We start from the raw sequence: 13,322 nt of genomic DNA on the forward strand, positions 1-13,322 counted from the left end.
GCAGCAAACGCCCGGCGCTGACTGTAGCGGGAAGAGCCGAAGGAAGCAAAGCCCGATTGTTAATTACCGAGCGCTTCGCGAAAGCTCAATGGCTCAATCGCAGTACCGGCGGAAGACATGGCAAATCCTGAATAAATATGGGCGGTTGAACACTGTTAACGTTGGCCTGAAGCCGCCCGTTCAACTGGCTGACTTCAGGCTTTCCAATGACGAACGCGATTCAACGCGCGTCCTACAATTCTCTGCGGACGATGTCTGCGCCCGCACTCAGCGCCTTCAACTTGCCGCTGGCGATTCGTCGCGGCAACGGCGCCATGCCGCAGTTGGTGCACGGATAAAGTTTGTCCGCATCCACGAACTGAAGCGCCTTTCTCAAGGTATTGGCGACGTCTTCCGGCGTTTCAATCGCGTGGTTGGCCACATCGATGGCCCCGACCATCACCTTTTTACCCCGGATGAGTTCGATCAGGTCCATGGGCACGTGGGAGTTGTGGCACTCCAGGGAAACGATGTCGATGCTGGATTTCTGCAGTTTGGGAAAGGCCTCTTCATACTGTCGCCACTCGGAACCCAGGGTTTTCTTCCAGTCGGTGTTCGCCTTGATGCCGTAGCCGTAGCAGATGTGCACCGCCGTTTCGGACTTCAGCCCTTCGATGGCCCGCTCCAGCGTGGCCACGCCCCAGTCGTTCACCTCATCGAAAAACACGTTAAAGGCAGGCTCGTCAAATTGAATGATGTCGACACCTGCGGCTTCCAGTTCCCTGGCTTCCTGATTGAGAATTTTGGCGAATTCCCAAGCCAGTTTTTCACGGCTTTTATAGTGAGCATCGTAGAGGGTGTCGATCATCGTCATCGGGCCCGGCAGCGCCCACTTGATCGGCTGATCGGTCTGCTGACGCAAAAATTTGGCGTCTTCAACGAACACCGGCTTTTGGCGAGCGACTGCCCCGACCACCGTCGGCACGCTCGCGTCATAACGGTCACGAATCCTGACGGTTTCGCGCTTTTCGAAATCAACGCCATCAAGGTGCTCGATGAAGGTCGTGACGAAATGCTGGCGGGTTTGTTCGCCATCGCTGACGATATCGATGCCCGCCCTGTGTTGTTCTTGAAGCGCAAGCAACAGCGCGTCTTGCTTGCCTTCAATCAACTCGCCGTCCTGCAACTTCCAGGGCGACCAAAGCGTCTCCGGTTGTGCGAGCCAGGAAGGTTTAGGCAAGCTGCCAGCGGTCGACGTGGGCAACAGTTTTTTCATGAAAAAAGACCTTATCTATTAATGAATCAAAGCGCGCAGTCAACGGACCACTGTTCAAGAGCGGTCTGGTAGGGCTTGATGAAGTGTTCTTCGGCAAACTTTCCTTGCTCGACGGCCAGCTGACTACGCTCTTCGCGGTCATACACAATTCGGGTCAATGAATAGTCCTGGTGCTTCAAGCTGGGCTGATACGACTTTCCTGCGGCGGAGTTCGCGTTATAAATCTCAGGCCGATAGATCTTCTGAAAAGTGTCCATCGTGCTGACCGTGCCAATCAGCTCAAGGGCGGTGTAATCAGTCAACAAATCCCCTGAGAAATAAAAGGCCAACGGCGCTGCGCTATTAGGCGGCATGAAATAACGGACGTTCAGGCCCATCTTTTTGAAATACTCATCGGTCAACGAGTCGTCATCCTGCTGGTATTCAAAGCCCAGCACCGGGTGTTGATTCTCGGTGCGGTGGTAAGTCCTGGCGCTGGAGACGCTCAAGCAGATGACGGGCGGCTTGTCGAAATGCGCTTTGTAGGCGCTTGAATTAACGAAGCACTTGAAGAGTTTGCCGTGCAGCTCTCCAAAGTCCTCGGGCGTGCTGAACCCGGATCGGTTCTTGTTGTGCTCCGTCAACCGCACGCTAAAGTCATAATCTCGAACGTAAGAAGAGAAATTGTTCCCGACGATGCCATTCAGGCGCTCGTTCGTTGTTCGATCGACAATGGTTGTTTTCAACACCTCAATCATGGGGATGGCGTGGTCACCGTCTTCACCATGGAGGCTCACTTCAACAGAGATGATGTCCAACTCGACCGTGTAACGATCAGCGGCAGGGTTGTCCCAGTGCGCCAAGGCATTGAAGCGGTTATCGATCATCTTCAAGGTGTTGCGCAAATTCTCCTGACGACGTTCTCCTCTGGCGAGGTTTGCGAAGTTGGTCGTGATGCGCGTCGTGTCTGACGGAATATAATGCTCATCAAAACTGATGCGCTTGATCGCAAATTCGAATGCTGTGCTCATGTTGATCCGACACCCTGTTTTTGCCAGACCTGAATAAGCTGTTTGTCTTTATCAGGAATGGCTGTCGTTCCGTTCTTTCACTCGGCTGGATTAACAGTGCCTGCAGTGAAAAGCTGTACGAAGTTTAGGCGGGGACCCTGCATGAATAAAAACGAATTGAATTCAGTGAAGGCATTAGCCGGGCTCATGATCAACTTCACAGCAATGCGGTCCCACCGTCTTTATCGCCCGGATAAGGAACGCACCTGTTCCTGCTCAAAATCTGCCTGTTTCTGCTTTTCACTTGCGGGGTACGGCCGTCACCCCTCAGCATGCCGGTTATGGACAACTCACTGAACGAACTCAGGTCACTCGCGGCCCAGGCTGAAAACCGGCGAACCGACACCGGCATCCCTCGCGTGGCCATGATCAAGGGAGCAGTTCCCGAGCACCTGCTGGCAGCGGTGTACGACCCGATGATCAATGTGATTCTGCAAGGCAGCAAAACCATGACAGTGGGTGACCGGACGCTGCGCTATGACCCCGCCACCTACTTCGTCATGTCCATCGATTTGCCTGCCGTGGGTTCGGTGCACCCGGCCGCCACCGGCGAACCCTACCTCGCGGTCAGCCTGACACTTGATCTCACTGTATTGTCCACGCTGTTCGCCGACCTGCCCGAACCTGCGCTTCGAGCCGAAGCGAATCCGGGTTTTTCAGTCGCCCCCATGACCCGCGATCTCACGGACGCCTGGGTGCGAATGCTCAGGTTAATGGGTGACCTGCCAGCCATCGCAGCCCTCGCGCCGGTCTACGAACGAGAGATCATTTTCCGCGTGCTTCAAGGCCCGCTTGGCTGGATGCTTAGGGAAATCGCTGCGCCGGACAGCGCAATGGCCCGCGTGAATCTGGCAGTCCAGTGGATTCGTCGCGATTTCGCCCAATCCATCCGCGTCGAAGACCTGGCTGAGCGAGCGTCGATGAGCGTTTCCGCATTCCACCGCCATTTCAAGGCCGTGACCAATTTGAGCCCGTTGCAATATCAGAAACGTGTGCGCCTGCTTCAAGCCCGAATGCTCATGGTTGCCAGTGCGAAAAGTGTCATGTCGGCAGCATTCGAAGTGGGTTATGAAAGCGCGACACAGTTCAGCCGGGATTACGCGAAAGCCTTCGGCCTGCCCCCCTCACGAGATGCCAGCAGAATAGTAGGCGATGGCGCATTCACAGGCGGCCAGTGAGTGGTGAGCAGGTCTGGTCGCACCCGCCAGCGTGGAGGTCGATGCTGGTAACATCCCGCGCCGAATCGCACAAAAATCGCCGGCGCAAACACGTCTTTCGTCGGGCCGGAGTGGGCGTTTGGCGCCTTTCAAGCCCCACGACCAAGGTGCACCAGACTCTCCGCCAACTCGTTTTTGCGGAAGGGCTTGGTGAGACGAGGCAGATCAGGGTCGAGGCCCTCACGTTCCGCGTAGCCGGAGACGAGCAGAATCGGCGTCCCTGGTCGGGAGTTCCGAACCACCTTCGCCAAGTCGGTCCCGCTGATACCGGGCATGAGGTGGTCCGTGACGAGCAGGTCAAACGACTCCCCGCCCTTCATCAGCTCCATGGCCTCTTCTCCTGACGCGGCTTCGATCACGCAATAGCCCAGTTCGGCCAACATGTAGGACGTGCTGGCGCGAACCAGTTCTTCATCATCGACCAACAGCGCAACCCCGCGCGTCAATGGCGGCTCCGGCGCTTCTGCCATGCGGAGTACCGCCGCCGGTACGGTCATGCTGCGCGGAAGCCACAGCTCCACGTTCGTGCCAAGGCCGGGCGAACTCTGGATCGTGAGGGCGCCGTTCAATTGCGATGCCAGCCCGTGCACCATCGAGAGCCCCAGGCCCGTCCCTTTGCCGACGCCCTTGGTGGAAAAGAACGGCTCGACCGCGAGGGCGAGTGTCGCGGGGTCCATGCCTATGCCGGTGTCGGCCACCGACAGGCACAAGTATTCGCCAGCCGGAAGTTTGGAGCGGTGGTCGACGCCCACTGCCTCCATGGTGGCCGAGATGCGCAAGGTGCCGCCTTCCAGCATCGCGTCCCGCGCGTTGACAGAGAGGTTGAGCAGTGCCATTTCGAGCTGATTGAGGTCGGCGATGGCGGCCGGGAGATGGTCAGGTGCATCGACAACCACCTTGATTTGCGGCCCGGTGGTGCTGGCCACCAGATCACCCATGTCACTCACCAGCTTCGCCACATCGACGGGCACCGGTTGCAGCGGCTGACGGCGGGCGAACGCCAGCAGCCGCTGAACGAGCGTCTTCGCCCGCTCGGCGGACTGCATGGCGCCGGAGATCAGCCGTTGCTCCCGCTCGCCGCCCACGCCCCGGCGTTGAAGCAGGTCGAGCGTACCGACAATCGGAGTCAGCAGGTTATTGAAGTCGTGGGCGACGCCGCCGGTCAACTGCCCCATGGCTTCCATTTTCTGGCTCTGCCGCAGGGCCTTTTGAACCTCTTCCCGTTCGGCGATGGCCTGGGCCACCCGCCCTTCCAGCGTGGCGTTGAGTTCTCGAAGCGCGTCCTCGGCCGTCTTGCGGGCCGTGATTTCCATCGCCGTACCGGTCACCCGCAAACAGCGACCCGTGGTGTCGAACACGCCCCGTCCCTTGGCCGCCACCCAACGCACGATGCCGTCCTCACGGCCCACCGTACGGTAGTCAACGTCATAGAGCGCGCGATGCTCAGGGTCGATGGCGGCGCTAAAAGCCTCAATCGTTGCGTCACGGTCCTCAGGGTGCAAACCGTCGTAAAAATCCTGCAGCGTGACCGGCACGTCCGCCGAAATACCAAACATGGCCTTTGTCTGTGCGGGCCATACCAATGTGTTCTGCACGAAATCCACATCCCAGAAACCCACGTCTGCGTGGGCCACGGCCAGGCGCAAACGCTCTTCGCTGATCCGGATCGAAGCATCCGCCCGCGCCCGGTGCACGACCAGCCCGACCGTCTGAACCACGAAATCGACAACCTCGATATCCGCTAACAACGGATCGCGGCGCTCGGGGTGATACAGCACAAACGCGCCCAGCGTGACACCTTGCGCCGAACGGATCGGGATTGACCAACACAGGTGCAGACCCTGTTCGATGGCCCGCTCCCGGCACGCGGACCAGAGGGGATCGGCACTGACGCCAGCGATGGCGTTCCTATACGCAGCGGGCAGGCTCGGGCCAGAGCAGGACTGCAGACGCCGGCCGTCGTCGTCCAACAGCACAATGCTGCCGAGGAACCGGGACGGGGACAGCGCTTCCACCTCGCGGACGATGGCGTCCAGCGAGAACGCAAGCGGCGTCTGCGCGACGGCCAGTTCCAGAATGCGGTTCTGAGCGGCGCCCAGTGCTGCCGCACGATTGCGCGCTTGGGTCAGGCGCGCATTCTCGATGGCGATCGTCGCCAGCCGCGCGAGGCTTTCCAGACGCTTGAGCGTGTCCTGATCATGATCCCCGACTTCAGCCCAATAGGCCCCGAGCGCTGCGACTGGAACAGGGCGACCAATGGGCACCATGACGAGACTGCGCACAAAAGTCGCCGCATAGGCGTCTTGGGGAACACGGGAATCCAGCCGGACATCAGGAATCGCGACGGTCGCGTTATGGCGCATCGCCCAGCCCGAAATGCAGTGGTCCGCGGCAAACGTCTGGCCTTGCCAGAGTGGCGAGACCGCGTCTTCCGCCACGTAGGAACAGTAGCCGCCCGTCTCGATGACGATCGCGACGCCTTCTGCCCCGACTGCCGCACGCGCCGTGTCGCGAAGCACGGCGACAACTTCGTCCATTGAACCGGCCAGCGCCAGCCGCTCGCTGGCATTCAACACGTGGGACAAACGGTCATTACGGTCGGGACCGACGAGATCAGTAGGCAAACGGGCTTCCTCATGAACGCCGCACAGACGTTCTGCGGGCGGGTTCAGCATGAACCTGAAGAAAGCGCGCCGTGCAGCTCCCTCCCTGTTCGGCAGTGTGAAATCCAGTCTGTCAGAAATGTGGCCACGAAGCATCACCGCACCGACCGTGACCAGGAACACGACGTCCGATGGCACGCCGTTGTACGGAAAAATAGCGAAAACAGGGTCGTTTGAGTGGCGTTTCAGGCCGTTAGTCTAAAGGCCCGACGGATCGGCCCTGATTGCGCTCCAGGTAAGAAAAGCGTCATCTGCCCTGACTAGGTTGAAAGCTCACTCCGAGCTGAGACAAGAACGTGAACACTTCAGCCACCCCCGACAACGCCCACCTCTCCCGTCCCAAACTCGATCACGCACTGAGCCCCCGAAGCCTCGCGCTGTTCATCGGCCTGTTGATCGTCGGCGTCCTCGTCAGCGGCTGGGGCATCGTGCAAGACGTTGACGAGGCTGGCGCCGTGGCCACAACGTGGCTGCCCTACGGCCTGCTGTGTCTGGCGCTGGTCATCGCGCTGGGCTTCGAGTTCGTCAACGGCTTTCACGACACGGCCAACGCCGTGGCCACGGTGATCTACACCCACTCGCTCCCGGCCAACATTGCTGTGGTGTGGTCGGGCCTCTGCAACTTCAGCGGGGTGCTGGCGTCAAGCGGGGCCGTTGCGTTCAGCATCATCGCGTTGCTGCCAGTGGACATGATCCTCCAGGTGGGCTCCGCAAACGGTTTCGCCATGATCTTCGCGCTGCTGATCGCCGCCATCGTCTGGAACCTGGGCACGTGGTGGCTCGGGCTGCCCGCCTCTTCATCCCATACCCTGATCGGCTCGATCCTCGGGGTCGGGCTGGCCAATGCCTGGCTGCAAGGCCGCTCGGCCGCAGACAGTGTCGACTGGTCACAAGTGTCTAAAGTGGCCTACGCGCTGTTGCTGTCTCCACTGGTGGGCTTCGTCTGCGCGGCGGGGTTACTGCTGTTGCTGAGGCTGCTGGTCAAACAGAAAGCGTTGTATCAGGAGCCGAAGGGCCAGAACCCGCCGCCACCGTGGATTCGCGGGTTGTTGATCCTGACGTGCAGCGGCGTGTCCTTCGCCCACGGCTCCAACGATGGTCAGAAAGGCATGGGGCTGATCATGCTGATTCTGGTGGGCACCTTGCCCATGGCGTATGCGCTGGACCGTGCCGTGCCTGTCACCCAGACGACCCAGTTCGTCGCGGTTGCGCAGGTCACACACCAAGGGCTGACGACCGAAGCCAAGGGGCGTCAAGTGAACGACCCGCGCACGGTGTTGATGGAATACGTCCGCACCCGAAAAGCCAGCGACGACACCGTGCCTGCCCTGGCCGCCGTGACCGGAATCATCGCCGACGAGGTGAAGAACTACGGCACGCTGGCCAAAGTGCCTGCGCAGGCCATGACCAACGTGCGCAACGACATGTTCCTGACCTCGGAGAGCATTCGGCTGCTCGGCACTCAGCACCTCGACAATTTCTCTGCGGACACCCGCACCAACGTCGCGGAATTCAAACGCCAGATCGACGCGGCCACGCGCTTCATTCCGTTCTGGGTGAAGATCGCCGTGGCCATCGCCCTGGGGTTGGGCACGCTCGTGGGCTGGCGCCGTATCGTCATCACCGTGGGGGAAAAAATCGGCAAGGCGCACCTGACTTATGCCCAGGGCGCCAGTGCCGAACTGGTGACCATGGCCACCATCGGCGCGGCGGACGGCTTCGGTCTGCCCGCCTCCACGACCCATGTGCTCTCCTCCGGCGTCGCCGGGGCCATGGCGGCCAATGGCAGCGGGTTGCAGATGGCGACTGTGCGCAACCTGATTCTCGCGTGGGTGTTCACCCTGCCCGCCGCCATGGTGCTCTCGGCGCTGCTGTTCTGGCTGTTTCACGCCATTTTTTGAAGGGTGAATCGTGACAGGCCGTCAATCCGCTTATTTCACCCTGGCGGGAAATCGGGCGGTAAAGGCAGTGCCGGCCGCCAGCGTCGACGTCACCCCCAGGGTGCCGCCGTGGGCTTGGGCGATTTGCGCTGCGATGTATAAGCCCAGCCCCAACCCTTCCCCGCGCTGCCCGGCCTCCGAGCGCGTGAACGGTTCGAACAGCAGCGGAATCAACGCGACCGGAATGGGAGGGCCCTGGTTGGTCACCAAGATGACGATGTCCCCGCTTTCCTGCCACGCTTTCACTCGAACGGGCGCATCCGTCGCCCCATGCGTCACGGCATTGCCCACCAGATTGGACAGCAATTGCGTGATGCGCAGCGAATCGCAGTAGATCCCGGTGGGCAGATCGAGCGAGTGGCTGATACGTGCCTGCGGGTTGGAGTGCTGCACTTCACTGAGCGCCTGCTCCAGAACAGGCCCCAGGTCATCCACCCATTGGGGCTTCACCGGAATCCCGCCGCCCATGCGACCCCGGGCAAAATCGAGCACGTTCTCGATGAGCATGCCCATGCGCGATGCGCTGTGGCGGATGGCAGCCAGAAGCCGCAGCGGACGCGTTTCCGTGGTCTGGATTTCCAGCAAATCGGTGCTCATGCGGATCGCACTCAAGGGCGTGCGCAGGTCGTGCCCCAGCACCGCCACGAATTGATCACGCAAGCGCTCATGTTCCTTGGCGGTCGCCAGCGCAGCTTGAGTCACCTCCAGGTCTTTCTGGGCATCGAGGCTCATCCCGATCAACTGCGCGAACAGGCTGAGCGTCTTGAGAATGGAGGGTTCCTCCAGATCGGCCGGCAGTGAATCAATGGCGCAGAGAGTCCCGAAAAACGCGCCGTCTCTCGTGATGATCGGAATCGAGACATAGCTCTCCAATCCATAGGTTTGGGGCGTGTGATGCAACGAGAAATGCGGATGCGCACTGGCTTGGCCAAAAATAACCGGGGTTCGGTGCTGGCGGATTTCGTGGCAGATAGTGGATTCGAGCCGCAACTCCCCACCGGGCTCAAGGCCAAAATCGATGGAGTCGTCCACCGCGCAGGCCACCCAGTTCTTGTCCGTGACTCGGGCAACCGCCGCGAAACGCATCCCGGTCAAATGCTTGACCATGCTCAGGATCACGGGCACGGCCCCGATCGCCTGCACGGCGTCAATGTCAGCTGAAAAATCCGGGCGGACCATACGGGGCGGGCCTTTGATGGAAGATTGGAGCGGAGACTACAACGAATAAGGCCCGGCTTACAGACACCCTCGCTCCAATTCCATCATGAGCCCCCTGGTGCACCTCCAAGAAGAGTTAACGATGACGCTTGCCACACGCAAATGAAGGTAGATAAAAGAGGTCGTGCGTGCATTAATTGGCCATCACTGGCGACATTAATCGGAAGGTTGGCATGACTCAGATTTACCCTTCCCTGCCTTTCGAACCGATTGGCTGTGCCCAATGCCGCAACCTCGAAGGTTTGGGCTTCGACTTCACCATGGCTTTTCAGCCGATTTTCAACGTTCACACCCAGACAGCCTATGCCTACGAGGCTCTGGTTCGCGGCACCAATGGCGAATCGGCTGCGAGCATCTTGAGCAAAGTGGATGATACCAACCGCTATCGCTTCGATCAGGCCTGTCGTGTCAAAGCCATTGAACTGGCGGCCACGCTAGGGCTGTTACAGCAGCCCAGATGCAAGCTCAGCATCAACTTCCTGCCCAATGCCGTCTACCGGGCCGAGACTTGCATCAGGGCGACACTTGAAGCAGCCCATCTGTTCGACTTCCCGTTGGACAGGCTGATGTTCGAGGTGACCGAAGGCGAACGCGTCGATGATCCCGATCACTTGAAATCCATTTTCCAGGCGTACGAGCGTCACGGCTTCACCACCGCGATCGATGACTTCGGGTCAGGCTATTCAGGCTTGAACTTCCTGGCCATGTTCCAGCCCCACGTGCTGAAAATTGACATGGCATTGACCCGAGGCATCGACGCGGATCCGGTGAGAAAAGCCATCGTTGAAGGGATCGTGCTGGTTTCGAAACGCCTGAACATCGAAGTCGTCGCCGAAGGGATCGAAACGCCTGAAGAATATTGGGCGCTCCGGGCGCTGGGCATTTCGCTGATGCAAGGCTATCTGCTGGCACGCCCGGCCATTGGCGCGTTGGTGTCCGGCGACTTTTCGCGAGTCGGCGCTACGGCTGAATAAGGAGTCTCACATGAACCCAAGGATTGCAGGCTGTCTGGCCATAGCCGTATCGATGTCCGGCTGCGGCACGATCGCGACGTTGACCAACGAAAAAGGCGCTGCCGACGAACTCGGCAGCTGGCATTCGCACTGCCAGACCATTCCCCGCGCCTACAGCGGCGTCGCCTACGATTTCTGCACGCTGAATGGCCCGGAGCGACATGGGCAACCGCCTACTGCCACCGGGATGGTCATCGACATCGCGCTGTCCAGCATTACAGATACGCTGGTCATTCCGTACACCGGTTATCAGCAGTATCAACGGGGAAGTATTCCGGTGCGCAGGAAACATCTGGATGTGAGTTGGTGAAATGTTTGGCACCGATCGGATGCCGGTGGGAAGTAGAGGGATAAAGCGGTATCAGGCGGGAGAGCCACGGAATCAAAGGGATTGGGTGAAGGCACAGGGAAAAAACCGGTGCCAAATAGGCGCTAAACGATTTAGGCCTATATTGACGAAATGCAGGCGATTTTGCGGCAGCTTTGGCACCGCGGCAATATTCACGTAAATACGCGGGCCGCTACATCCACCGGCCTGCCCAGACCACTCTTCCGATGATCTCAAGCATATCTACAGCGTCCGCAGCCACCTCCATGACCGGATAGGCGGGATTCGCGCTGATGATTGCAACGCCCCCTCCAATCTGACGCTGCAGACGCTTCGCATAGAGGTGATCTCCCATGCGAATAACGTAGATCGCCTCACCTTCCAGTTCGGTACGGCCGTGGTCAATGACCACGTTATCGCCATTGCTCAGAAGACGCTCCATCGAGTCATCATCAACCTTGATCGCCGCAAGGCGCGCGGGCTCCAGGCGTTGGGCTCGTAGGACATCGGTCTTAAAAGGGAGATGCCCCAGCACCGCAGCGCCCTCACGCCAAAGGCTGCTTTCAGACGTGCATTTAGAGTCGTACAGCGGGACGTACGTATAATTGTCATCACCCGTACTTGGCTCCGAGCCGAGCCCTATCCCGAACGCAAGCCAAACGGCGGACACGCCAGAGGCGTGGGCAATTTGTTCCAATCTGTCGAGCGTTGGATACGTCTCACCATTCAGATAACTGCGGATTGCCCCTTCAGAAAGCTGCGCCATGCGCGCAAAACCGCGCGGCGCTTGCCCGCGCATCGCCTCTTTCAGCCTCTGCTTGAAGCATCCGATAGCTTCCGCGCGAATCGGAGGGTCGGTCTGGACTGCATCCGCCTGGTTCGAATTACCGTAACTCATTAGATTATTTCAGCTCCTTATAAAATTTAAACCCGGCACTGGCGTAGATCGTGTGTGAGCTGGTGGAATATTTGACACTAATCGCATCCACAGGTGGGAAGTGATGGGACCATCCGGTAAATGGGAGCAAAGCACCGTGGCTCAGGGGTTGACGCAAATGACAGCCTGAGCATGCGGTGCCAATAGGCGCAAAGTCGCTACACAGCCTTAGTGCTGAAAATAAAGGGGCTCACAAAATTCGTGCGTACTTTGGCACCAGTGATTTACATCCATCCGCCAGCCCAAACGACGCGACCTAGGATATCTAAATGAGTGAGACCCTCTTCTGGAACCACTATGTCGCGGTAGGAATTGTTCTCACTGATGATCTGAACAGACCCGTCGAGCCGCCGCTGTAGGCGCTTCGGTTGCAGCCTGTCGTTCAGCCTGATGACATAAACCGCCTCCCCTTCCAGCCTGGATCGGCTGCGATCAAACATCAGGGTGTCACCCTCGTTTAGCAGCCCTGACATCGAATCTCCCTCGACTTTTATCGCTGCCAAGGTTTCACTATTAAGGTTCCGAGCTTTTAGGTAGCCAGCCGTGAAAACCAACTGCTCGATAACCGGAACCGCCCCTGGCCATCCAGAGTTCGCGGACCCGCAGTGGGCATCGAATACCGACAAAAAAATGTGGCCGCCGTCATCGGCAAAATCCAAGTCCCGCTCATGAAACTGGACGCCCTCCCCAGTCGCCAGCCACCCCACGTCCACGCCCACCGCCTTTGCGATCTCAACGCAACGTCCAATCTTCGGTTCGCTTTGCCCAATTAGGTAGTACTCCAGCGTTCTGCGCGGGATGCCAGTCAAACGCGCTAACTCATCGCCACTTCCGGCTATCTCGGCGCATTGACGAATGCGCCCAGCCAAATCATCAATCATTTCGTTTGGCCTCGAATAGAAAACGAAAACATGGCCTTAGTGAAAAACGAAACTCCAGCTGCGAAAGGAGATTCAGACCAATCAATGAGATAGCCAATTTTAGGACGCCATGAAGCCAAAGCACATAACGAAATGATCAATCTAGCGTTGCAAGTGGTCGTTATGGCGAATCAGGAAAATGGTTCATCGTCTCAACTCACAGAATCTGAGTGCTAGGTGATGACAGCAAGGCTTTCGTTTATTCATGAGATTGAGCGGATCAGTCAGAGCGCCGCAATACCAAAGGCTTGCTGTCCTGTGATGTATTCATCCGGGCAACGACAAGTTCGATGGGGACATGCTGGCCCGGCGCACTGGAAGCCCTAACGCCCGGCAAATACACCCGTCGACGTTGGAACCCGCCGAGCGCTCGGCATATCCATTGGTGAGGCGAAATCCGCCATCGGCGTAACAGATGCGCGGCGCTATCCAGCACGGCAAGTCGCGTTGTTCTAGGTCGACAACGGATCAGGCTTCGAACTCTTTACTAGACGTGTTCGGTCGCCTAACAGCGATAGCGACCGGTGCCAAATCCACTGCAAAATTGTGCCAAATCCGGCGCGAAATTACACAAAGTCACGCAAAAGTCACGCGCATGAAAAAGGCCAATGCTGTGAACATTGGCCTAACTCATTGAAAAATATGGTCGGGACGGAGTGATTCGAACACTCGACCCCTAGCACCCCATGCTAGTGCGCTACCGGACTGCGCTACGCCCCGACTAGGCGTGAATCTATTGGGCTTCTTGCGAAAGCGTCGAGAAATATACCCTAAGCTTTTGA

Annotated in this window: 10 protein-coding genes and 1 tRNA gene; 4 read left to right on the plus strand and 7 right to left on the minus strand. The window is 58.7% G+C overall.

Annotated elements, in window-relative coordinates; all coding sequences use genetic code 11:
* Positions 1–232 precede the first annotated feature (232 nt).
* Both AAEO81_RS18710 and AAEO81_RS18715 read right to left on the minus strand, forming a co-directional pair.
* Positions 233–1,255, minus strand: a complete 1,023-nt coding sequence (locus AAEO81_RS18710) for a methionine synthase (protein WP_341958481.1) — start codon at positions 1,253–1,255, stop codon at positions 233–235.
* A gap of 26 nt (positions 1,256–1,281) precedes the next feature.
* A complete protein-coding gene (locus AAEO81_RS18715; protein ID WP_341958482.1) occupies positions 1,282–2,265 on the minus strand; it encodes a DUF1852 domain-containing protein in 984 nt (327 codons plus the stop codon).
* Positions 2,266–2,585: 320 nt separating this feature from the next.
* On the opposite strand from AAEO81_RS18715, the gene AAEO81_RS18720 reads away from it, so the two are divergent.
* Positions 2,586–3,482 (plus strand): AraC family transcriptional regulator, encoded by an 897-nt coding sequence (locus AAEO81_RS18720; protein WP_341958483.1) that lies wholly within the window; start codon positions 2,586–2,588, stop codon positions 3,480–3,482.
* A 128-nt stretch (positions 3,483–3,610) separates the two neighbouring features.
* On the opposite strand, the gene AAEO81_RS18725 is transcribed toward AAEO81_RS18720, so the two are convergent.
* Positions 3,611–6,145 (minus strand): ATP-binding protein, encoded by a 2,535-nt coding sequence (locus AAEO81_RS18725; protein ID WP_341958484.1) that lies wholly within the window; start codon positions 6,143–6,145, stop codon positions 3,611–3,613.
* A gap of 335 nt (positions 6,146–6,480) precedes the next feature.
* On the opposite strand from AAEO81_RS18725, the gene AAEO81_RS18730 reads away from it, so the two are divergent.
* Positions 6,481–8,085 carry an inorganic phosphate transporter gene (locus AAEO81_RS18730; RefSeq protein WP_341958485.1) on the plus strand — a complete coding sequence of 535 codons (1,605 nt, stop codon included), beginning with the start codon at positions 6,481–6,483 and terminating at the stop codon, positions 8,083–8,085.
* A gap of 30 nt (positions 8,086–8,115) precedes the next feature.
* On the opposite strand, the gene AAEO81_RS18735 is transcribed toward AAEO81_RS18730, so the two are convergent.
* On the minus strand, positions 8,116–9,303 hold the full coding sequence (locus AAEO81_RS18735; RefSeq protein ID WP_341958486.1) for a GAF domain-containing sensor histidine kinase: 1,188 nt from the start codon (positions 9,301–9,303) through the stop codon (positions 8,116–8,118).
* A 212-nt stretch (positions 9,304–9,515) separates the two neighbouring features.
* Between AAEO81_RS18735 and AAEO81_RS18740 the strand changes: the two genes are divergently transcribed.
* Positions 9,516–10,316: an EAL domain-containing protein gene (locus tag AAEO81_RS18740; RefSeq protein ID WP_341958487.1), complete on the plus strand. Its 801-nt coding sequence runs from the start codon at positions 9,516–9,518 to the stop codon at positions 10,314–10,316.
* A 10-nt stretch (positions 10,317–10,326) separates the two neighbouring features.
* Entirely contained in the window at positions 10,327–10,665 is a 339-nt protein-coding gene (locus AAEO81_RS18745; protein ID WP_341958488.1) for a YceK/YidQ family lipoprotein, read from the plus strand.
* A gap of 211 nt (positions 10,666–10,876) precedes the next feature.
* Here the strand turns inward: AAEO81_RS18745 and AAEO81_RS18750 are convergent, their stop codons facing one another.
* From AAEO81_RS18750 to AAEO81_RS18760, 3 genes are all read right to left on the minus strand, one after another.
* Positions 10,877–11,581: a S24 family peptidase gene (locus AAEO81_RS18750; RefSeq protein WP_341958489.1), complete on the minus strand. Its 705-nt coding sequence runs from the start codon at positions 11,579–11,581 to the stop codon at positions 10,877–10,879.
* A gap of 263 nt (positions 11,582–11,844) precedes the next feature.
* Positions 11,845–12,501 carry a S24 family peptidase gene (locus AAEO81_RS18755; protein ID WP_341958491.1) on the minus strand — a complete coding sequence of 219 codons (657 nt, stop codon included), beginning with the start codon at positions 12,499–12,501 and terminating at the stop codon, positions 11,845–11,847.
* 682 nt (positions 12,502–13,183) lie between these two features.
* Positions 13,184–13,260: transfer RNA gene (locus AAEO81_RS18760), tRNA-Pro, on the minus strand.
* Between the last annotated feature and the right edge of the window lie 62 nt (positions 13,261–13,322).

It is taken from the genome of Pseudomonas sp. RC10 (genome assembly GCF_038397775.1).
Lineage (GTDB): Bacteria > Pseudomonadota > Gammaproteobacteria > Pseudomonadales > Pseudomonadaceae > Aquipseudomonas > Aquipseudomonas bambusae.

Bases quoted from the DNA above. Each gene is read 5' to 3' on its own strand.
- AAEO81_RS18710 (WP_341958481.1), bottom strand. From the start codon at position 1,255: ATGAAAAAACTGTTGCCCACGTCGACCGCTGGCAGCTTGCCTAAACCT.
- AAEO81_RS18715 (WP_341958482.1), bottom strand. From the start codon at position 2,265: ATGAGCACAGCATTCGAATTTGCGATCAAGCGCATCAGTTTTGATGAG.
- AAEO81_RS18720 (WP_341958483.1), top strand. From the start codon at position 2,586: ATGGACAACTCACTGAACGAACTCAGGTCACTCGCGGCCCAGGCTGAA.
- AAEO81_RS18735 (WP_341958486.1), bottom strand. From the start codon at position 9,303: ATGGTCCGCCCGGATTTTTCAGCTGACATTGACGCCGTGCAGGCGATC.
- AAEO81_RS18740 (WP_341958487.1), top strand. From the start codon at position 9,516: ATGACTCAGATTTACCCTTCCCTGCCTTTCGAACCGATTGGCTGTGCC.
- AAEO81_RS18745 (WP_341958488.1), top strand. From the start codon at position 10,327: ATGAACCCAAGGATTGCAGGCTGTCTGGCCATAGCCGTATCGATGTCC.
- AAEO81_RS18750 (WP_341958489.1), bottom strand. From the start codon at position 11,581: ATGAGTTACGGTAATTCGAACCAGGCGGATGCAGTCCAGACCGACCCT.
- AAEO81_RS18755 (WP_341958491.1), bottom strand. From the start codon at position 12,501: ATGATTGATGATTTGGCTGGGCGCATTCGTCAATGCGCCGAGATAGCC.